The sequence below is a fragment of the Paenibacillus pinistramenti genome, from assembly GCF_005869875.1.
Classification (GTDB): domain Bacteria; phylum Bacillota; class Bacilli; order Paenibacillales; family Paenibacillaceae; genus Fontibacillus; species Fontibacillus pinistramenti.
Genome location: NZ_VAWG01000003.1, coordinates 161,839 through 181,771, shown reverse-complemented (window position 1 = coordinate 181,771; position 19,933 = coordinate 161,839). Strand labels below are relative to the sequence as shown.

Here is a 19,933-nt window from a genome sequence, read left to right as displayed (position 1 = left end):
GTAGAAGGGAGAATTGTCATGAATATGATCTGGCCGTTTGCCGGCTGTCTGATTTTTTTGGCTGCCGCCTTTTACACGGATATCAAAACAATGAAGATCCCCAACAAAATTACAATGGCTTTCATCATTACGGGAATAGCCTATCAGCTTGCTGCAAGAGGATTGGAAGGGCTGCTGTTCGGATTAAAGGGCTTTGCTGCAGGGTTTGGATTAATGTATCTCTTATATTGCTGCAGGGCAGTCGGAGGCGGGGACGTGAAGCTGTTCGGGGGAATCGGCGTATGGACGGGAATCTTTTTTACACTTTCAAGCCTTATGTATTCGGTGCTTGCTGCTGGAGTAATTGGATTCCTAATTCTGCTCTTTCGGGGTGAGATCTTCAGCAGATTTGCCGGAGTCTGGCGCAGCGTATATGGAGCTGTAATTCTGCGCAGCACCGGGCCTTTGAAGGACTCCCGCCGGAATATGATCAGGTTTCCCTTTATGGTCGCTGTGCTGCCGGGAACTGTTCTGGCTTATTTGTATATGTAGGAGGTCAAGCGGTGAATTCCCTTAAGACAGATTTTACAGATAACAACGGTACATATATGGTGCTGACGGCTGAAAGCCTCCATTCGAGCAATATGAACCGAAATCAATGCAGCATGCTCGCTTCCAACCGCATTCCTCACCTTCTGGATCTTAGAATTCAGGAGGTGGATTTTGAGGTGAAGCTGCATTATGAAATTACAGGCAAGCGGATGCTGTCCCATGTTTTGAAAAGTGAAAGCATGAGCCAATCCGAATTCTACGGGCTCCTTTTGCAAATTACTTCCGCACTAGCCGACAGCAGCAAATATATGCTTCAGCCATCCCAATATCTGCTCGAGGAGGCTTATATTTTTATTGACGGCAGTCTCGCTTCCGGAACGGTTTATTTAACTTATTTGCCGGTGAAGAACAGCCAAACAAGTGGGCAAGTTATAGAACAGCAGTCCGACCCGGTTGCCAAATTTCTGAATTTAATGATGTCGCTCCTTCCAAGTGTGACCGGCTTTGAGGGAGCCGGTGTTCAGCAGATTACGAAGCTTTGCCGGGAGCGGGAGGCTTTTACCTTTGGACATCTAAAGTCCTTGCTCCTACAGCTGCTGGAAGGGACAGAAGGGGAAAGACCGGAGCACTTGACGGCAAACCGCGTATTAAAAATGGAGCATGCATCAGCGGAGAGTACCTCAGCGGAGCGTATCTCAACGGAGCGTGCGTCAATGAAGCGCGCGTCCGCCTCGTTTAGCGAGGGCTCAGCGCCGCCAGCGTTCAGGCATCTTATTGAGCCGGATCAAAAAGGAAAAGGATTCCCGCTGACAGACCGGCTAAATGGATACCCAGCTTTGGCTCAAATGGATAAATTCTCTCCTGAAGGTGAATTAGATCCGCAGGCTGAAGAGGTGGTAAAGACGCCGTCCAGCAGGCGCACGGTGATTGTTTCGGCCGCAGTGCTGCTCGTGGCGCTGTCATGGAAATTTGTATATCTTGATGCACCGGATCAGAGCCGATTAATTCTTGCTTCTGTACTTACCGCGGCAGTTATCGGTTTGGCTGTTGTACTACTTAGAAGAAAACCTTTGTCAGGAACGGCGAAAGCCTATGCGAATAATGCGGATGAAGCTGATGAAGCGAATGAAGCGAATGAAGCAGACAACGCGATTAAAACGCTTGGAGTTCCGCCTATAAAAATAAAACATGTAGATAGTACTCAAATGGCGTCAGACTCCCAATTTCCTTATCTGAAGGAAGAGAAGCAGGCAGGACAAAGCCAGTCTCTAGAAGATTTATTGGGAACAGACAAGCGGCAGACTCGTCAAATTCATCAAACGTCTCAGAGCCGTCAAGCGCCGCAGATTCATGAAACGCCGCAGATTCATCAAACGCCTCAGGTCCATCAGGCACCGCCGACTCATCAAGCGCCGCAAACCCAGCAAGCTACTGTTCTGCTCAGCCGGGATCAGATTTCTGAACATGCACAAATCGGGCGGCTCGGGGTGCTGGAACGGAGAGAGAAAGGGAATCAAACTCTTCAAAGAATAGAACTTACGCCTGGAAGCTTTGTGATCGGCCGGACCCCTGAGGTTGCTCAATGTATTGAATCCAGTCCGGGGACTTCCAGGGCGCATATTGAAATTATGGTGAATGAGCAAAATTGGAGGATCAAAGATTTGGGCTCGAAAAACGGCTCCATACTAAACGGCGAAAACATGGTGCCCTATAAGGATTATCCGTTATTCCCGGGTGATGAATTCCGCATTGCCGGGGTGAGCTACACGCTCAGTCCCATGTAATGAAGATGAAGCTTGTGTCAGACAGAAGCTTAGCCCGGCGGGTTAGCGCCGCTGCTTTAAATTTGCCAAGGCATCATCCAGTTCAGGGTAGATAAAGGTAAACCCTGCTGCTAATGCTTTATTCGGCAGCACCTTTTGTCCGTCTAGCAGCAGGGTGGATCTTTCACCTAAAGCAGCTTTGAGCAGAAACCCGGGCAGGGGCAGCCAATAAGGCCTGTGATACTGCCGGGCTATGGTATGTCCGAAGCTTTTATTCGTGACAGGTGAAGGGGCAACCGCGTTTACGGGACCTGATAAACCGTCATTGGTAATTGAAAAAGCAATCAGTCTCACCAGATCTTCGAGATGGATCCAGGAAAGCCACTGCTTTCCGCTGCCGACCGCTCCTCCTGCTCCAAACATGAAGGGCAGCTTCATTAATGGAAATGCTCCGCCTGAATTGCCAAGCACAACGCCTGTCCTTAATTTAACCAGCCTGATACCTTGCCGGTCTATGTCTTCGGCGGCCTGCTCCCAATTGATTGTGACTCTGGACAGAAAGTCGTCTCCGGCCGGCTCGGATGATTCATCAAAGGTTTGATCCGTTGAAGTGCCGTAAATACCAACCGCCGAGCTCTGCACCACAACTTCAGGCTTGTGGGTTAAACCTCTGACCAGCTCTGCAACCTGCTGAACAGTTATCAGTCTGCTTTCGAGAATCTGCTGCTTGGCTTTCTGCGTCCAAGGCTGGTTCAGCGAAGCACCTGCAAGGTTGACGATGGCATCCAGCGGCCCTAAAGCATCCGGGTTGCCGAGTGCTTCCTGCCAGCCAAGCAGCCGTATTTTCGGATCCTCCATTCCGCCTTCAGGGGAGCGCGTAATAATAAGAACCTCATGCCCCTGGCGGCTCAGCCGGTTAACCAGGGCCCGTCCTATAAATCCTGTTCCTCCGGCGACAGCAATTCGCATCCTTCCACCTCCTTGTTATAAGGATAAGTGGACAGCTTTGCTAAAAGCAATAAGGCTGGCTATATACCCCGGTTATATACCCCGGTAATAAAAGAAACCTTATAATAAGCCCTCAGCATTTTCTAACGTCTTCCACTGTCTTCCAATGTCATTCAACGTTCTTCAACGCTCTCCAGCGCTCTCCAGCGCTCTCCAGCGCTCTCCAGCGCTCTCCAAAGTCCACCAACACCCTCCAACGACTACTAATTAGACGCTTCTGGCATTATTTTGGCATTCACGCTAAAATAGGGGGAAATCCTGAATGGACAAAGCCAGCGATTCCCGAAAGGAGCATTCAAATGTTAAAAATAGGTTCACACGTATCCTTTTCAGATAAAGGACTGATTACTGCAACAAAAGAAGCTGCCTCATACGGGTCCAGCACTTTTATGATCTATACGGGAGCCCCGCAGAATACACGCCGCAAACCGATTGAAACGATGAACATTGAAGAGGGCAGGGCGCTGATGAAGGAAGCGGGCATAGATGAGATTGTTGTCCATGCTCCTTATATCGTTAACTTAGGCTCATATAAATCCAATACGTACCAGCTTGCAGTAGATTTTCTGCAGGAGGAGATTCACCGGACCCATGCGCTCGGCGTAACGCAAATTGTGCTTCATCCGGGTGCTTATACCGATAAGGATGCTGAATACGGCATTGACCGGATTGCGGAAGGGCTTAATGAGGTCTTGAGCGGCACGGGCGAGACAGAGGTCAATATTGCGCTGGAGACGATGGCTGGCAAGGGAACTGAAATGGGCCGCAGCTTTGAGGAGCTTGCCCGCATTATGGATAAAGTGACGCACAATGAACGTCTTACGGTAACGATGGATACCTGCCACATTCATGATGCCGGTTATGATATTGTCCATGATCTGGACGGGGTATTAAGCGAGTTTGACCGTCTGGTCGGATTGGACCGGATTAAGGTCATGCATATCAACGACAGCAAGAATCCTGCAGGCGCGCGAAAAGACAGACACACGCCGCTCGGAAGCGGGTATATCGGTTTTGAGGCAATCAAGCGTTTTACCCGGCATGAAGCGCTGAAGCATCTGCCGTTCATTCTTGAAACGCCTTGGATTGGCAAAGACGCGAAGACGCTCCGGCCGATGTATGAAATTGAAATTGCCCTTCTCCGCGGCAACGTGGCCGAACGGTTCGGAGAAGATTTTCTGCAGGATGTGGAGACGCTTAAAGACTTTTTTGCGAAGCAGGATATTAAGTCGCGTGCTTTCGTTCTGGATACCTGGAATCTGCTGAAGAATGACGCCAAAGCCAAAAAAGCGGATCCTCGTGAACCGTTGGAGCGCTTGTTTGACAGGGTTGCAGAAGCCAATTTATTTAAAGATTTGAGCGAGGAAGGAATTAACCAGCGTTTGATTGCGTGGCTTGCCGAAGAATAAGGATAGGGCACATTTCATTAGGCGCTTGCTAGGAACTTGAAAGGAACTTGATAGGTGCTTAATCAGAATAATCAATCAGAATAATCAACGCTGTTAGATTTACTAGACAGATATTATCGGCGGAAGGGGCATTAACGGAAATGATGGAGAAAGAGATGGACAAGCCATTCGATACACAAACGGGAACAGAAGCGGTGGAGAGACCCGGCCGGCACAATGAACAGCATATTAATCCCCATTTGAATACAGGCAGCACAGCAGGACAAGCCCGCAGCAACCGGGCCAGAATGCTGATTTCCTGTCCTGACGGGCCGGGAATCGTTGCAGCGGTGTCCAAGTTTTTGTATGACCATGGCGCAAATATTGTACAGTCTGACCAGTATACGATGGATCCGGAGGGCGGCATGTTTTTTATGCGGGTTGAGTTTGATCTGGCTCAGCTGTCCGAGCGTCTTGATGCGCTGGAATCCGATTTTGCAGAGGTGGCCCGGAGCTTTGAAATGAATTGGTCCATTCATCCTCTCAGCCGCCGGAAGAGGCTGGCGATCTTTGTATCCAAGGAGGATCACTGTCTGGTAGAGCTGCTTTGGCAGTGGCAGGCTGGTGATTTGGACGCCGATATTGCGATGGTAATCAGCAATCATCCTGACATGGGAGATTATGTCCGCTCCTTTGGAATTCCTTATCATCACATCCCTGTAACGCCTGAAACGAAGAAACAGGCCGAGCAGCGGCAGCTTGAGCTGGTGAGCGGATCAGCAGATGTAATCATTCTGGCCAGATACATGCAAATTATCAGCCCTTCATTAATCGAACCTTTCAGAAATCGTCTAATTAATATTCATCATTCTTTCTTGCCGGCATTTGTGGGAGGCAAACCATACGCACAGGCTTATGACCGCGGAGTAAAAATCATCGGGGCCACCGCCCACTACGTTACTGAAGAGCTGGACGGCGGACCGATTATCGAGCAGGACGTCCAGCGTGTCAGCCATAGAGACGATGTAGCCGAGCTGAAGCGGATCGGCCGGACGATCGAACGAGTGGTTCTGGCCCGGGCCGTCAAGTGGCATATTGAGGACCGGATTCTTGTGCATCAGAATAAAACGGTAGTTTTTAATTAGAGATCGTCCCTTATGTCAAATCAGTACTTTCCTGCAGGGCGCTGAACCTTTCGGAAAGTGCTGATTTTTTTACATAAAAGTGTATAAGCTGTTTGGATTTAGGGGTAATGTATGGGGTAAGGGGAACTGTGTCCTTCCCATGCATTCTGCTGCACAGCCGGAATATCGAAAGCTGTAGAAAAAAGGTTAGAAAAAAGGCCGTTAGATATGATACAATATCAGGAGATATAAAAAGTCATTTTGACTTTTTCAAAATGACGATATCAATAATAAACCCATTCATATTCCGGGAAGGAATAGAGGAGGAAACCATTTCATGAGTTCAATCGAACAGAACAAAGAAATCGAAGCCTTGTCCATTACCACTATCCGTACATTGGCTATCGACGCTATCGAGAAAGCGAAATCCGGACATCCAGGGATGCCTATGGGTTCCGCTCCTATGGGCTATCAGCTTTTTGCTAAAACAATGAATCACAATCCGGCAAATCCGACTTGGATTAACCGTGACCGCTTCGTATTGTCCGCTGGACACGGATCTATGCTCCTGTACAGCCTGCTTCACCTGAGCGGCTATGATCTTTCCCTTGATGATCTGAAGCAGTTCCGTCAATGGGGAAGTAAAACTCCAGGCCACCCTGAGTTCGGTCACACTGCAGGTGTTGACGCAACTACGGGTCCGCTTGGCCAAGGTATCGCTATGGCTGTTGGTATGGCAATGGCTGAACAGCAGCTGGCTGCTACTTACAACAAAGGCGACTTTAAAGTAGTCGACCACTTCACATACGGCATTTGCGGCGACGGCGACTTGATGGAAGGCGTTTCTGCAGAAGCTGCTTCTCTCGCTGGACACCTGAAACTCGGCAAATTGATTTTCCTCTATGATTCCAACGATATCACATTGGACGGCAAAGCAAACCTGAGCTTCTCCGAGAACGTAAGACAACGTTTTGACGCTTACGGCTGGCAAACTCTGTTTGTTGAAGACGGCAACGATCTGGATGCCATCGGGGCAGCAATTGAAGAAGCGAAGAAAGATACGGCTCGCCCTACGCTGATCGAAGTTAAGACGGTTATCGGCTACGGCAGCCCGAACAAACAAGGTATCGGCGGCCACGGCGGTACTCACGGTTCCCCGCTGGGTGCTGATGAAGCTAAATTGACTAAAGAGTTCTACAAATGGGTCTATGAAGAAGATTTCTATGTACCGCAAGAAGTCCGCGATCATTTCGCTCAAGTTAAAGAAAGAGGCGAATCGGTTAACAAGACTTGGGATGAGCAATTTGCGAAATACAAAGCCGAGTTCCCTGAACTGGCTGAGCAGTTTGAGCTGGCTATTTCCGGCAAGCTGCCTGAAGGCTGGGATAAAGACCTGCCTAAATACTCCAAAGACGACAAAGCCGTTTCCACACGTGTGGCTTCCGGTAACGCTTTGAACGGCCTTGCTCCAAACGTGCCTAACCTGTCCGGCGGTTCCGCTGACTTGGAAAGCTCTACAATGACTCACCTGAATGGCCTTACGGCTTATGCTCCAGGAAGCTATGACGGCCGCAACATCTATTTCGGTGTCCGCGAGTTCGGTATGGCTGCAGCAATGAACGGTATTGCGCTGCATTCCGGCGTTAAAGTATTCGGCGGTACATTCTTCGTATTTACCGACTACCTGCGTCCGGCTGTCCGTCTGGCTTCAATCATGAAGCTGCCTGTAACTTATGTATTGACTCACGATAGTATTGCGGTTGGTGAAGACGGTCCTACACACGAACCAATTGAACAATTGGCTTCCCTGCGCATTATCCCTGGTCTGACTGTTCTTCGTCCTGCTGACGGCAACGAAACTTCCGCTGCATGGGCTTATGCAGTTGAAAATACATCGAACCCGGTTGCATTGGTGCTGACTCGTCAAAACCTGCCAATTCTTGAGAACACTGCTGAGCAGGCTCGTGAAGGCATCAAACGCGGCGGCTATGTCGTATCTGACGCTAAAGACGGCAAACCGGTTGCACAGCTGATCGCAACAGGTTCCGAAGTTCAATTGGCTGTTAAAGCACAAGCTAAACTGGCTGAAGAAGGCATTCAAGTCCGTGTCATCAGCTTGCCAAGCTTTGATCTGTTTGAGAAGCAGGATAAAGCATACAAGGATTCCGTTATTCTGCCGGACGTTAAAGCTCGCGTAGCCATCGAAATGGCTTCCCCATTCGGATGGGAGCGTTATGCAGGCGAAAGCGGCAAAATCCTCGGTATCGACACATTCGGTGCTTCCGCTCCTGGCGACAAAGTCATCGCTGAGTATGGATTTACTGTTGAAAATGTAGTGAAGCTGGTTAAAGAACAGCTGTAATAACATAGTGCAAGCGCTGCGGACAGTCCGCAGCGCTTGCCTTTCTATGCCCGCATTCGGGCTTCAATAAACATAATAAAGGCTTTACCGCCTATGGCGGTAAAGCCCATATTTTCTAATCAGAAATTACAAGTTACAAATTACAGCCAGCGTGCCAAGCCTATTCCGTCTTCTGGCTGTCAGCAATCCGGTGCCCGATCCACTGCTCGTACACTTTAACAACTGCAGACAAATCCTCGTCGCCATAGCCCTGTGTTTGTCCGGCCTGGAACAGGGATTTGGCCAAATTGAGCATTGGAGAAGGAAGGCCGGCGCCGTCATTCAGCGAAGAGGCCAGCTTCAAATCCTTCAGCATCAAAGCCAGGGAGAACTGGTTCTCGAAATTGTGCTCGATAATTTTGAGGCCTTTCAAATCAGCGGCTTTGCTGCCTGCGGAACCAAGCTGTACCAGCTCCAGGAACGTCTCAACCGGCAGACCGGCTTTGGAAGCCATGGCGAAGCCTTCGGCCAAAGCCAGGTTGTTGATGCCGACAATCGTATTGTGAGCGAGCTTCGCGATGGAGCCAGTACCATTTTCACCCATGTGCAGGATCTTCTTGCCCATTGTGTCGAAAATGTCCCGCTGCGCTTCCAGCGTTTCGGCCGGTCCGCCAACCATGAAGACCAGCGTGCCGTCGATCGCGGCAGGCTTGCTGCCTGTAACAGGCGCATCAAGGAAGCTTCCGCCTTTCTCGGCGACCTGGGCTGCCAGCTGCTTCGACAAGGCCGGAGAGATGGTGCTGCAGTCAATAACGGCAGTTCCTGAAGAGAGGCCTGCGAGCAGGCCGTCCGGACCTTCGTAAACCGCTGCGATCGAGGAATCGTCGCTGACCATCGTGATGACCACATCTTGACCGGCTGCCGCTTCGCGCGGAGTCAAAGCGACAGCGGCTCCTTCTCCGGAAAGGGCTTCTGCTTTGGCGGCAGAGCGGTTATAGGCGGTTACGGTGTATCCTTTTTTGAGCAGATTGGACGCCATGGGAGCACCCATCGTTCCTAAGCCGATAAATCCGATTTTTTTCATAACGATATTCACCTTCTATATCTATTTTTATATGACTTACTGTATTTTATCATGGTAAACGGGATGTGTAACGCCCTTGTGTTCACTGGGAAATTACAGTATCCTAAATTTGGCTGCCTGGGTAGACAAGTTGAGGCATGGCAAGTTGTACACTAAAACAAAGTTAACGGAGGCGTTATCCTAAATGGCTAAACAAGTTAGTTTTGATTACAGCAAAGCCCTTTCTTTTGTAAACCAGCATGAAATCGATTATTTCGCAGAACCAATCAAGCTTGCCCACGAGCAGCTTCATAAAGGAACTGGCGCAGGCTCCGACTACCTCGGATGGATCGATCTGCCTACAGCCTATGATAAAGAAGAGTTTGCCCGCATTCAGCAGGCAGCTAAGAAGATTCAAGGGGATTCCGACGTTCTGATCGTTATCGGCATCGGCGGCTCCTACCTGGGCGCTCGCGCAGCGATCGAAGCTCTGCAGCACTCCTTCTACAACCTGCTTCCTAAAGACAAGCGCAAAACGCCTGAAATCTACTTCGCCGGCAACAACATCAGCTCCACTTATGTGAACCACCTGCTGGAACTGATCGAAGGCAAAGATTTCTCCGTAAACGTCATTTCCAAATCCGGTACAACTACTGAGCCGGCGATTGCGTTCCGTATTTTCCGCAAAGCTTTGGAAGAGAAGTACGGCAAGGAAGAAGCCCGCAAACGCATTTATGCAACAACTGACCGCGAAAGAGGCGCTCTCAAGAAATTGGCGAATGAAGAAGGCTACGAAAGCTTCGTGATTCCTGATGACGTTGGCGGCCGTTATTCCGTTCTGACAGCAGTAGGCCTTCTGCCGATCGCTGCAGCCGGCATCAGCATCGAAGAGATGATGAAAGGTGCTGCTGACGCTGCTAAAGAATACAGCAACCCTAACGTGGCTGAGAACGGCGCTTACCAGTATGCGGCTGTCCGCAACGCCCTGTACCGCAAAGGTAAAGTGACAGAAATTCTTGTCAACTACGAACCATCCCTGCACTATGTATCCGAATGGTGGAAACAGCTGTTTGGCGAAAGTGAAGGCAAAGATTATAAAGGCATTTATCCGGCTTCCGTGGACTTCTCCACAGACCTTCACTCCATGGGTCAATTTATCCAGGAAGGCAACCGGAACATCTTCGAAACCGTCATCCAGGTTGAAGAAGCGAAGAGCCATATCACCATTGAAGAGGATCCTGCGGATCTGGACGGCTTGAACTTCCTGACTGGCAAAACGATGGACTTCGTTAACAAAAAAGCGTTCCAAGGCACTCTGCTTGCGCATACAGATGGACAAGTTCCTAACCTGATCGTTAATGTAAAAGACATGAGCGCCTATTCCTTCGGCTACCTCGTGTATTTCTTCGAGAAGGCCTGCGGCGTGAGCGGCTACCTGTCCGGCGTAAATCCATTCGACCAGCCGGGCGTAGAAGCGTACAAGAAGAACATGTTTGCATTGCTTGGCAAACCAGGCTACGAGAAGGAAAAAGCCGAGCTGGAAGCAAGACTTTCCGAATAATCAGGCAAAAATAGAGCTTACTTTCCCAGCCGGAAATAAGCTATAATAATGAGCAAGAACTCAAGAAGCAGTTCTCAGCCTTCGGGCGGAACTGCTTTTTGATTACCATTAGGGACATCAGGCAGGCGCATCAGGGCCCGGCGGTCTGCCGCCATTTTGACCCTCATCATTCTGCGAAACACCGGTCTAAAAGGATGGTACATACATGCTTACAACATACAAAACGGTCCGGCAGTCGGGCAGCAAGGAAATTGTGATTAAGAAATCCAGGTTTATCGGCCACATCCGGCCTGTAAATACAGAAGAAGAAGCGGCTGCCTTTATCGAGGAGATCAAGAAGCAGCATTGGAATGCCACTCATAACTGCTCGGCATACATGATCGGCGAACGGGATGAAATTCAGAAGCAGTCCGATGACGGAGAACCAAGCGGAACGGCCGGGAAGCCGATTCTGGAGGTTATGCGCAATCAGGGGCTGAAGAATGTGGCCATCGTCGTGACCCGTTATTTTGGCGGTATTATGCTGGGAGCGGGAGGACTGATCCGTGCTTATACGGACGGAGCTGTAGCAGCAATTGAGGCTGGTGAACCAATTACTCGTGTACTGCACCGCGAAATTGTTGTAGAATTGGACTATACTTGGCTGGGAAAAGTTGAGAATGAGCTGCGAAGCCGCGGAATCCGCGTGGGACAGACGGAATTTACCGACAAAGTGAAGCTGACTTGTCTGCCGCTGGAGCCTGAGGCTGAAGCCTTTGCTGAGTGGATGACCGATTTGACGCAAGGACAATCAAACATTACGCAAGGAGAAAGGATCTATTATATCGAAGGGGAATAGTCTATGGCGAGAAGAGCAGTAGAGCATGAATTATCACGCGAAAGAATTATGGAGGCAGCAAGGCATTTGTTTATAACCAAAGGCTACAGATCCATCTCCATGCGCAGCATTGGACAGCATCTGGGCTACAGCCATGGTTCGCTTTACTATCACTTTAAGAAAAAAGCCGAATTGTTTTACGCTATTGTCATCCAAGACTTTCACCATGTTACGCTGTTGTTTGATCAATGCATGGAGCGTCCCGTAGACCCGGGGTTAACGCGGATTGAGCAGCTGATGCTTGAGTTTATCAAGTTTGGCCTGGAACATCCCCATCAATACGAAATTATGTTCATGCTGCGGGATGAAGAGATTCTGGCTTACTGCCGCTCCGAGCAGAAGAAATGTTACGATCATTTTGCCTCTTTAGTACGCAGACACCTTAAGGCAGAAAAACATCCGTTGTCCAACAATGTGTCACTCCCGTTAAATATGTTCCTCAGCTTAAACGGTTTTATTTCCAACTATATTCAAGCGAAGGTCACTTTTGAAGAGATTAAGCCTGCAGCAGTCGCCCATGTCCAATTTCTGAATTACAACGTCAATGCCGGATAACGGCTATTATTTTCACCCTGTCGCTTTAATCAATTGCATTGATGTAACGTTAACTCATTAAATAGATAAACTTATATGACGGAATACTGCCGTTCAGAGCCCGATTCCACACCGTCGTTGACGTTAAAGAACAGGTCTGATAAAGTAAATTCTAAATCATAGTATTTTAATGAGATTAATTAGTTACCGTCAAGCGGCCAGGAAGGGTGAAACGGAATGCACGTCGAAGTGCGGCATTTGGATAAGCATTTTGGGGATTTTCATGCTGTGAAAGATGTAAGCTTTGAGATTGAAAAAGGCAAGCTGATTGGTCTGCTGGGACCCAGCGGCGGCGGCAAAACGTCCATTCTTCGGATGCTGGCGGGCCTCGAACAGCCCGATCAGGGGGATATTCTCTTTCACGGGGAACGCGTCAACCGGCTGTCGCCTCAGGACCGCGGGATCGGATTTGTTTTTCAAAGCTACGCTCTGTTTAAACATATGACGGTATTTGACAATATTGCGTTTGGGTTAAAAATTAAGAAGCAGCCGAAGGCGCTGATCCGGGACCGGGTCATGGAGCTGGTTGAGCTGACCGGGCTGAAGGGCTTTGAGAAAAGACTTCCGCACCAGCTGTCCGGCGGCCAGCGCCAGCGGGTAGCTTTTGCCCGGGCCCTTGCCCCGAGCCCGCAGCTGCTGCTGCTGGATGAACCTTTTGCTGCTATTGACGCCAAGATCCGGCAGGAGCTGCGCTCCTGGCTGCGAGAGCTGATTGAAGAGGTCGGCATTACTTCCATCTTTGTTACGCACGACCAAGAGGAAGCGATCGAGGTAGCCGATGAGATTATGATCATTAACCAGGGCAGACTGGAGCAAAAGGGAACGCCGTGGGAGATTTACAAACAGCCGGTTACACCGTTTGTCGCTACCTTTGTCGGAGAGTCGAATCTGGTGGAACGCGCCGGGGAGCTCAAGGGATTTGAGGAGGCAGGCAAACAGGGGGATAAGGCGCTTATCCGTCCTGAGTATATCGAAGCCGGCTTTGAGAATGAGTTCACCCTGCTGTCAGCTACCGAATCTGGTGTGGTGAAGCACATTCATTTCCGGGGCAGCGAGTGGCTGGTGGAGGTAGAGGTGAAGGGCCGCAAGCTGGTAACCTACCGTTCGCTTGAGAAGAAGCAGCTGCAGCCTGGCGACGCCGTCCGCGTTCTGATTCACCGGGCTTATCTGTTCGGCAATGCGGAGAGCCGTGTGGTCGAGAATTCGCTTAAAGCGGATCCGTTCCCTATCATTATTTAACATGATTATTTAAAATGATCTATTTTCTGCAGGCAGAGCCTGCTCCAATCCGTTCCGCGGTGTGATGCGGTGCGGGCTTTTTTTTGTAAATGCAAGAGCGTTTTGTTATTGTTGAGATAGAGATTGTGCAGGGGAGTGCTGAGAGATGTGTGATACCGATCAACTGGTCTTTTGGGGGACAGGCGACGCGATGGGAGTTCCCCGAGTTTACTGCAGGTGTGCAGTCTGCGAGGAGGCAAGAGAGCAGGGACTGAACCGCAGGCTGCGTTCTTCCGTATGGGTCCGGGGAAAGCAGGGCGAATTTCTGATCGACTGCGGGCCGGATTGGCGGAGCCAGATGGAGCAGGCCGGAAAAACCTTCATTCAGGATATCGTTATCACTCATGCTCATTTTGACCATATCGGCGGGCTGCCGGAATGGGCGGATGCCTGCCGCTGGCTGGAACGTAAAGGGCGGCTGTACGCACCGCAGGAGGTCATCGACATTATCCTGAGGCAGTATCCATGGCTGGACCGGAATCTGGAATTGCTGCCGGTTGATCAGGGCTTTACACTGGCCGGCTGGGACATCAAAGGCTGGAAGGTCAATCACGGGAAGAACGGCTATTCCTATGCGTACAAGCTTTCGAAGCCAGATTATACCTGGGTTTACTGCTCGGATTCCATCGGGCTGCCGGAGGATCAGAAGCAGCCGCTGCATGGCCTCGATCTGCTTGTGCTTGGTACAAGCTTCTACAAGGAAGAGGCGGAATACAGCGGACGTTCGGTCTATGATATGACGGAAGCGCTGGAGCTGATCGCCGAGGTGAAGCCGGGGCGTACGATTTTTACCCATATGTCCCATGACGTGGATCTCCGGCGGGATTATGGGCTTCCGGCTGGGATTGCGCTTGCGGAGAGCGGGTATACCGCTGACCTGATCTAGGCTTCTGACTCTAAGCTGCTGGCTGCAAAAAGATAACCCTCTCAGACAAGCATGGCCTGTCAGAAGAGGGTTACTTTTTTATAACGATTATTCGGCGTTCAAGATGAATTTCTCAATCACCTGTTTAATGCCGTCTTCATTATTGGAGGCTGTAACATAGTCGGCGATTTCCTTAAGCTGAGGGATCGCATTGCCCATCGCTACGCCGAGACCGGCGGCTTCCAGCATTTCATGGTCATTCCAGGAGTCGCCGCAGGCGATCGTTTCGGACAGGTCGCAGCCGAAATGCTTGGCCAGGAACTCCAGCGCAGCGCCTTTAGTGCCTTCTTTGTGCATGAGCTCAAGGAAATGAGGCTTGGATTTGGTGATATGAACACCTTCGCCAAGCAGCTCGCGCAGAACCGGTGTAATTTCATCCAGATAGTCCGGATCGTCGATAATCAAAAATTTTGGCGTCGGCTTGGACATCAGCTGTTCGAAATCAGGCTCGATATAATATTTGGTTCCGTTGAGTGTTGTGTAATCAATCAGCTTCTGATTGAGCTCTCTGGCGTACAGCTTGTCGTCAATGTAGGTCTGCAGATGAAGGTTGCGCTCGATACAGAAATCGTACAGCTTTTTAGCTGCATCAAGAGGCACGTAGCGTTCATAAAGGACTTTCTCATCCATCAGATTCTTGACCAAAGCGCCTTGGTAGGTGATGATCGGCACGTTCAGGCCGGTTTGGCGGGCGAGAGCCTGGGCTGAAGCATAAGCGCGGCCGGTGGCCAGCGTCACGACTACGCCTTTGGCAACTGCTTTCTCCAAAGCCTCCTGGGTGGCAGGGGTTACCTCTTTATCATCGTTAATCAAGGTGTCGTCAATATCAATTGCCATCAATTTGTACATCGGTTTCTCTCCTTTTAGGGGTTCGTTTAAAGCCGCCGTGGTCTATTATAGATAGGCATTGGCCGTATTGGCAGCTTTAGAACCTTTCTCTTCTTCTTCCGCAGGTCTACTCTTCAAGGAAAACAAGACTGATAAAATCATCCAGCTCAAGATTTCCAAAGTAATGCTTCAAATCGGTGCCTTCCAGAGCTGAGCGAACGGAGGACTCTTCATATTTTACGCCGCGCAGCAGGGTTTCGATATCCGCAACATCGCCGACACCGAAGAAGTCGCCGTAAATTTTAATTTCTTTGATATGGCCGTCCTTGATGTCCATTCGCAGGTCAATAATGCCGACAGGGAATTTGCGGGCATGCTTCACGTTAGATTCCGGTGACAGGCCGTAGTTCCAATCCCAGTTTCTGTAACGCTGCTCGGAAATTTCGTTAATTTTGGCCCAGTCCTGGTCATTAAGCTTGTACTGAGGAACGGCCTCCGGATCCATGCCGAATATGTAGCGGAGCAGCTCGCTGCGGAACTCCTCAATCGTAATCTTCTTATCCATAAAGTCGATAATATTCGCAACCCGGCTGCGAACCGATTTGGTCGATTTGGATTTGAATTTCTCCGGATTGGCATGCAGGGCTGCAGCCACATTGTCCAGATTCAGATTGAACATCAGGGTGCCATGGCTGAACATGCGGCCGCGTGTCGAGAACTGGGCGTTGCCGGAAATTTTCTGATCGCCGACCTGAAGGTCATTGCGTCCGGTCAGTTCTGCGTTCACTCCGAAATGACGGAGCGCTTCGACCACCGGCTGTGTGAATTTGCGGAAGTTATGAAAGGATTCTCCGTCGTCTTTAGTAATAAAGCTGAAGTTCAGGTTGCCGAGATCGTGATAGACGGCACCGCCGCCGGACAAGCGCCGTACCACCTTGACGTTGTTGTCCTTGACATATTCCGCATTTATTTCTTCAATCGTATTCTGATGCTTGCCGATGATAATCGAAGGCGCGTTGATATAGAACAGCAAATACGTTTCATCTGCAGGCAAATGTCTCAGCGCATATTCTTCAATGGCCAGATTGATGGAGGCATCCGTAATGCCCTGGTTATCAATGAACAACATCTTTCTATGTCCTCCAGTGCGACAAAATTTGATAAACGCTCGTCCTTCTATTGTAAACCAAATGAGCCTGAAACCAAAGAAGGTTTATAGAAGCTTTATGTGAATTTGCCATTGCCCGGGCAATAAACAATGAAAGACAATGGCGCAAAACCGTCCACCAGTCAAGGAATATGGCGCATTTTGGCTCTTTTTGGTTGTAAGCAGGTCAGCTTTCCCCTATAATCCAATAAAGAGATCCGAATGAAATGATAAATACTTTCCATTTTACAGGTTCCGTTGGATGGCAGCATGGCTGCACCTCGGATTAAAAGGGAAGCCCGGTGAAGCTCCGGCGCGGTCCCGCCACTGTAACCGGCGATTGGCTTGCTTGTACTTCAGCCTTGTTGATCAGCCGGAAGCCAGATACCTGCCTGTAAGAGATGTAACGGTCCTTCGCGGAAAGGATAACGTTCTGCCTGAAAAATAAGCTGGCCGGCTCGCCGCACTTCCCGCCAAGAACTCATCCTGGGATGGATGCTGGAATTGATGCTGGAATGGATGCAGAATTAATCCGGTTTTGCTAAGCTTTTATGCGGACGTAAGCCCTTCCCGAACGGAGGGGCTTTCTTTTTTTTATTTCGGGTTCAATTCATTAACAGGGGGATTAGAAATGAACAGATTTGCAAAAATGGGGAGCATTTGGCTGATCGCCATCCTCATCATCGTTATGGCCGGGTGCGGGAAGACAGAGAACAGCAATGCCGGCGAACCATCCGGCGCAAGCGCGGCGGCCCAGAGCCAGGAGCCTTCTGCTTCGACATCAGCTGCTGCTGTATCGGCTGGTGACACTGCCAAGACCGCTTACCCGCTGACACTCAAGGACGCTGGCGGAACGGAAGTGACGTTCGATGCGGCGCCTCAGCGGATCATTTCTATTGCTCCTTCCGAAACAGAGACCCTGTTTGCCATTGGCCTGGATGATCAGATCGTAGGGGTCACCGAGAATGACGATTATCCGGAAGAGGCCAAATCCAAACCGAAGATGGGCGGCTATGAGCTCAATACGGAAGCCATTGTCGCAGCGAAGCCGGATGTCGTGTTTGCGGCGGGCATTACCAGTGCCGATACGATCAAAGGCTTGAGAGATTTGGGGATCAAAGTATTTCAATTCAATCCCAAGACGGTAGAAGCAGTGATTGACGATATCAAGCAGTACGGGCAAATTACCGACCATCAGGCGGAAGCTAAGCAGGTCACGGACAAAATGGAATTCGAGCTGGCCCAGGTCACGGATGCCGTTCAAACGATCAGCGAGGATCAGAAGAAGAAGGTATACATTGAATTCTCGCCTGGCTGGACGGTAGGGAAAGGCGAGTTCATGGACGAGCTGATTACTTTGTCCGGAGGCGTAAATATAGCAGGCGATACGACAGGCTGGAATGAGATTAATGAAGAAAATATTATTAAATCCAACCCGGATGTCATCTTGTATGCGGCAAGCGTCGTAGACGAGAAGAATCAGACGCTGGATCAAGTGATTAAATCCCGTGCAGGCTGGGATCAGATTACGGCAGTCAAAGAGGGCCGCGTAGTTGGTCTTGACGATAACCTGCTCAGCCGGACAGGTCCGAGAATTACAGAAGGGCTGCTGCAAGTAGCCAAAGCGATTTATCCGGACCTGTTCAAATGAAAATGAAACTGACAGCCGCTTTCGCTGTCGGCCTGCTAATTCTGATCCTGACGCTGCTCATCTGCGTCGGGATCGGTTCCGTTTACATACCGGTCGGCGAAATTGCCCGCATTCTGCTCCATAAACTGCCGGGCATTCAGCATTTGATTACTCCAAATTGGGAGCTTTCTTCCGAAAAAATTGTCCTCCAGGTGCGGCTGCCCCGCGTTATTTTGGGACTGCTGGTCGGCTCTGCCTTGGCGGCGGCCGGTGCTGCCTTTCAGGGCGTGCTCCGCAATCCTCTTGCGGACCCTTATACGCTGGGGGTTTCGTCAGGGGCTTCTGCAGGCGCAGCCCTGCTGATCTTCTTCGGCTGGCAGTATTCGGTGGCCGGGATCTTCACCCTGCCGGCTGCAGCCTTCATTTGCGGTATAGCCACGCTTGCCGCGGTGTTGAAGCTGGCTGGCGACAAAGGCAAAATTCCGGCGGAGAGCCTGATTCTCGCCGGTGTTGTTATGCAGTCTTTTCTGGGAGCCATCGTTTCCTTTCTGACGACAATGTCCAAGAGCACGGTGAATGAAATTTTATTCTGGACCATGGGCGGATTAAGCCTCAGAGGCTGGGCCTATAACGCACTCTTATTTCCTTATTTCATTGCCGGGCTGGCGGTATTATGGAGCGGTGCGAGACGCCTGAACCTGCTGGCGCTGGGCGAAAGGGAGGCCGCATACACGGGGCTGAATGTGGAACGGACCAAATTAGTTATGCTGATTACAGCGACCTTTATGTCGGCTGCAGCAGTATCCGTCTCCGGAGTGATCGGCTTTGTCGGCCTGGTCGTTCCGCATATGCTGCGGCTCATCGTAGGCTCTGATTATCGTCTGCTGATGCCGCTGTCTGTGCTTGGCGGAGGAATCTTTATGATGTGGAGTGATTTGGCGGCAAGGACGCTGCTTGCTCCGACTGAAATTCCCCTGGGAGTTGTGACCGCATTTGTCGGCGCTCCGTTCTTTGCTTACTTGCTGCACAAGAGCAAGAAGCGCCGGGAGGGAAGAGCCGTATGATTGAGCTGCAGGGCGTTACTAAATCCTTCGCAGGTGATCCGGTGCTGGAAGGCTTAAACTGGCAGGTGCATCCGGGGGAATTCTGGGGCATTATCGGTCCTAACGGAAGCGGAAAATCAACCCTGCTCCAGCTGATTGCCGGAGCGGAGAAGCCAGACAACGGAGAGATCCGCTTATGGAACCGGCCCGCCGCCAGCTACAGCCGCAAAGCGCTGTCCCGAAAGCTGGCCGTGCTGCAGCAGGACGGGCTGCCGCCGGTATCCTTCCCGGTGAGGGAAGTGGTCGAGATGGGCCGGTTCCCTTACCTGGACTGGCTGGGGCGGGATCAGACGGCCGGGGCGGATCTGCTGGTGGACAGGATCATGGACAGGCTGGATCTGACTCCGCTCGCCGCGCGCCCGCTGAGTGAGCTCAGCGGGGGACAGCGGCAGAGAGCGGCTCTGGGAAAGGTAATGGCCCAGGAGCCGGAGCTCGTCCTGCTTGACGAACCGACAACCTATCTGGATATTCACTACCAAATCCAGTTTATGGAGCTTCTGTCCGAATGGAAGAAGCAATCCGCCATTACGGTGCTTGCCGCGATCCATGATATTAATCTGGCGGCGTTATACTGCGATCAATTACTCGTGATCAAGCAGGGAAAGGTTATCGCTGCAGGCAGGACGTCTGAAGTGCTGAGCACCACGCTGCTGCGCGAAGTCTTTGACGTTGATTCCGTGCTGGTCCATCCTCCCGGATCAGACACTCCGCAGTTTCTGTTCCGCCCTGAGGGCGAGGACGGTTGAAAGGGAGGCAGAACCTGCCGACCTTG

The 19,933-nt window shown here is 50.6% G+C and carries 18 protein-coding genes and 1 riboswitch; of the genes, 14 read left to right on the top strand and 4 right to left on the bottom strand.

Annotated elements, in window-relative coordinates:
• The first annotated feature begins 18 nt into the window (after positions 1-18).
• Both FCN15_RS06440 and FCN15_RS06435 read left to right on the top strand, forming a co-directional pair.
• The gene (locus FCN15_RS06440) at positions 19-531 is read left to right on the top strand and encodes an A24 family peptidase (protein WP_138494181.1); all 513 of its coding nucleotides are present in this window, start codon (positions 19-21) and stop codon (positions 529-531) included.
• An 11-nt stretch (positions 532-542) separates the two neighbouring features.
• Positions 543-2,315, top strand: coding sequence for a DUF6382 domain-containing protein (locus FCN15_RS06435; protein WP_138494180.1), 1,773 nt, complete (start codon positions 543-545; stop codon positions 2,313-2,315).
• Positions 2,316-2,357: 42 nt separating this feature from the next.
• Here the strand turns inward: FCN15_RS06435 and FCN15_RS06430 are convergent, their stop codons facing one another.
• A complete protein-coding gene (locus tag FCN15_RS06430) occupies positions 2,358-3,263 on the bottom strand; it encodes a TIGR01777 family oxidoreductase (protein WP_138494179.1) in 906 nt (301 codons plus the stop codon).
• 338 nt (positions 3,264-3,601) lie between these two features.
• On the opposite strand from FCN15_RS06430, the gene FCN15_RS06425 reads away from it, so the two are divergent.
• The 4 genes from FCN15_RS06425 to tkt all read left to right on the top strand — a co-directional run bounded on the left by FCN15_RS06425 (position 3,602) and on the right by tkt (position 8,176).
• Positions 3,602-4,711, top strand: coding sequence for a deoxyribonuclease IV (locus tag FCN15_RS06425; protein ID WP_138494178.1), 1,110 nt, complete (start codon positions 3,602-3,604; stop codon positions 4,709-4,711).
• 140 nt (positions 4,712-4,851) lie between these two features.
• Positions 4,852-5,835 carry a formyltetrahydrofolate deformylase gene (purU, locus tag FCN15_RS06420; RefSeq protein WP_275259475.1) on the top strand — a complete coding sequence of 328 codons (984 nt, stop codon included), beginning with the start codon at positions 4,852-4,854 and terminating at the stop codon, positions 5,833-5,835.
• 92 nt (positions 5,836-5,927) lie between these two features.
• On the top strand, positions 5,928-6,155 hold the full coding sequence (locus FCN15_RS19135) for a hypothetical protein (RefSeq protein ID WP_162515301.1): 228 nt from the start codon (positions 5,928-5,930) through the stop codon (positions 6,153-6,155).
• Positions 6,152-8,176, top strand: a complete 2,025-nt coding sequence (gene tkt / locus FCN15_RS06415) for a transketolase (protein WP_138494177.1) — start codon at positions 6,152-6,154, stop codon at positions 8,174-8,176. The genes FCN15_RS19135 and tkt overlap by 4 nt, the downstream gene beginning before the upstream one ends.
• A gap of 160 nt (positions 8,177-8,336) precedes the next feature.
• On the opposite strand, the gene FCN15_RS06410 is transcribed toward tkt, so the two are convergent.
• Entirely contained in the window at positions 8,337-9,239 is a 903-nt protein-coding gene (locus FCN15_RS06410; protein ID WP_138494176.1) for an NAD(P)-dependent oxidoreductase, read from the bottom strand.
• A gap of 184 nt (positions 9,240-9,423) precedes the next feature.
• Here FCN15_RS06410 and FCN15_RS06405 point away from each other — a divergent pair, with 184 nt between their 5' ends.
• The 5 genes from FCN15_RS06405 (at position 9,424) to FCN15_RS06385 (ending at position 14,414) form a co-directional block, all read left to right on the top strand.
• A complete protein-coding gene (locus tag FCN15_RS06405) occupies positions 9,424-10,779 on the top strand; it encodes a glucose-6-phosphate isomerase (RefSeq protein ID WP_138494175.1) in 1,356 nt (451 codons plus the stop codon).
• Positions 10,780-10,984: 205 nt separating this feature from the next.
• Positions 10,985-11,617: a YigZ family protein gene (locus tag FCN15_RS06400; RefSeq protein ID WP_138494174.1), complete on the top strand. Its 633-nt coding sequence runs from the start codon at positions 10,985-10,987 to the stop codon at positions 11,615-11,617.
• A gap of 3 nt (positions 11,618-11,620) precedes the next feature.
• Positions 11,621-12,211, top strand: a complete 591-nt coding sequence (locus FCN15_RS06395) for a TetR/AcrR family transcriptional regulator (protein WP_138494173.1) — start codon at positions 11,621-11,623, stop codon at positions 12,209-12,211.
• A 216-nt stretch (positions 12,212-12,427) separates the two neighbouring features.
• Complete coding sequence (locus tag FCN15_RS06390) at positions 12,428-13,489, top strand: sulfate/molybdate ABC transporter ATP-binding protein (protein ID WP_138494172.1); 1,062 nt, start codon at positions 12,428-12,430, stop codon at positions 13,487-13,489.
• Between the two features lie 145 nt (positions 13,490-13,634).
• Positions 13,635-14,414, top strand: a complete 780-nt coding sequence (locus FCN15_RS06385; protein ID WP_238996537.1) for an MBL fold metallo-hydrolase — start codon at positions 13,635-13,637, stop codon at positions 14,412-14,414.
• Positions 14,415-14,501: 87 nt separating this feature from the next.
• Here FCN15_RS06385 and FCN15_RS06380 read toward each other — a convergent pair whose 3' ends face one another.
• On the bottom strand, positions 14,502-15,302 hold the full coding sequence (locus FCN15_RS06380; protein WP_138494171.1) for a Cof-type HAD-IIB family hydrolase: 801 nt from the start codon (positions 15,300-15,302) through the stop codon (positions 14,502-14,504).
• A 106-nt stretch (positions 15,303-15,408) separates the two neighbouring features.
• On the bottom strand, positions 15,409-16,410 hold the full coding sequence (locus FCN15_RS06375) for a lipoate--protein ligase (RefSeq protein ID WP_138494170.1): 1,002 nt from the start codon (positions 16,408-16,410) through the stop codon (positions 15,409-15,411).
• 251 nt (positions 16,411-16,661) lie between these two features.
• Positions 16,662-16,838: riboswitch (cobalamin riboswitch) on the top strand.
• Positions 16,839-17,059: 221 nt separating this feature from the next.
• Between FCN15_RS06375 and FCN15_RS06370 the strand changes: the two genes are divergently transcribed.
• The 3 genes from FCN15_RS06370 to FCN15_RS06360 are packed head-to-tail and all read left to right on the top strand — an operon-like array spanning position 17,060 to position 19,907.
• Positions 17,060-18,079 (top strand): ABC transporter substrate-binding protein, encoded by a 1,020-nt coding sequence (locus FCN15_RS06370; protein WP_138494169.1) that lies wholly within the window; start codon positions 17,060-17,062, stop codon positions 18,077-18,079.
• Complete coding sequence (locus tag FCN15_RS06365) at positions 18,076-19,122, top strand: FecCD family ABC transporter permease (protein ID WP_138494168.1); 1,047 nt, start codon at positions 18,076-18,078, stop codon at positions 19,120-19,122. The genes FCN15_RS06370 and FCN15_RS06365 overlap by 4 nt, the downstream gene beginning before the upstream one ends.
• The gene (locus tag FCN15_RS06360; RefSeq protein WP_138494167.1) at positions 19,119-19,907 is read left to right on the top strand and encodes an ABC transporter ATP-binding protein; all 789 of its coding nucleotides are present in this window, start codon (positions 19,119-19,121) and stop codon (positions 19,905-19,907) included. The genes FCN15_RS06365 and FCN15_RS06360 overlap by 4 nt, the downstream gene beginning before the upstream one ends.
• The last annotated feature ends 26 nt before the right edge of the window (positions 19,908-19,933 follow it).

Bases quoted from the DNA above. Each gene is read 5' to 3' on its own strand.
- FCN15_RS06440 (WP_138494181.1), top strand. From the start codon at position 19: ATGAATATGATCTGGCCGTTTGCCGGCTGTCTGATTTTTTTGGCTGCC.
- FCN15_RS06430 (WP_138494179.1), bottom strand. From the start codon at position 3,263: ATGCGAATTGCTGTCGCCGGAGGAACAGGATTTATAGGACGGGCCCTG.
- FCN15_RS06425 (WP_138494178.1), top strand. From the start codon at position 3,602: ATGTTAAAAATAGGTTCACACGTATCCTTTTCAGATAAAGGACTGATT.
- purU (WP_275259475.1), top strand. From the start codon at position 4,852: ATGATGGAGAAAGAGATGGACAAGCCATTCGATACACAAACGGGAACA.
- tkt (WP_138494177.1), top strand. From the start codon at position 6,152: ATGAGTTCAATCGAACAGAACAAAGAAATCGAAGCCTTGTCCATTACC.
- FCN15_RS06410 (WP_138494176.1), bottom strand. From the start codon at position 9,239: ATGAAAAAAATCGGATTTATCGGCTTAGGAACGATGGGTGCTCCCATG.
- FCN15_RS06405 (WP_138494175.1), top strand. From the start codon at position 9,424: ATGGCTAAACAAGTTAGTTTTGATTACAGCAAAGCCCTTTCTTTTGTA.
- FCN15_RS06400 (WP_138494174.1), top strand. From the start codon at position 10,985: ATGCTTACAACATACAAAACGGTCCGGCAGTCGGGCAGCAAGGAAATT.
- FCN15_RS06395 (WP_138494173.1), top strand. From the start codon at position 11,621: ATGGCGAGAAGAGCAGTAGAGCATGAATTATCACGCGAAAGAATTATG.
- FCN15_RS06390 (WP_138494172.1), top strand. From the start codon at position 12,428: ATGCACGTCGAAGTGCGGCATTTGGATAAGCATTTTGGGGATTTTCAT.
- FCN15_RS06385 (WP_238996537.1), top strand. From the start codon at position 13,635: ATGTGTGATACCGATCAACTGGTCTTTTGGGGGACAGGCGACGCGATG.
- FCN15_RS06380 (WP_138494171.1), bottom strand. From the start codon at position 15,302: ATGTACAAATTGATGGCAATTGATATTGACGACACCTTGATTAACGAT.
- FCN15_RS06375 (WP_138494170.1), bottom strand. From the start codon at position 16,410: ATGTTGTTCATTGATAACCAGGGCATTACGGATGCCTCCATCAATCTG.
- FCN15_RS06370 (WP_138494169.1), top strand. From the start codon at position 17,060: ATGAACAGATTTGCAAAAATGGGGAGCATTTGGCTGATCGCCATCCTC.
- FCN15_RS06365 (WP_138494168.1), top strand. From the start codon at position 18,076: ATGAAAATGAAACTGACAGCCGCTTTCGCTGTCGGCCTGCTAATTCTG.
- FCN15_RS06360 (WP_138494167.1), top strand. From the start codon at position 19,119: ATGATTGAGCTGCAGGGCGTTACTAAATCCTTCGCAGGTGATCCGGTG.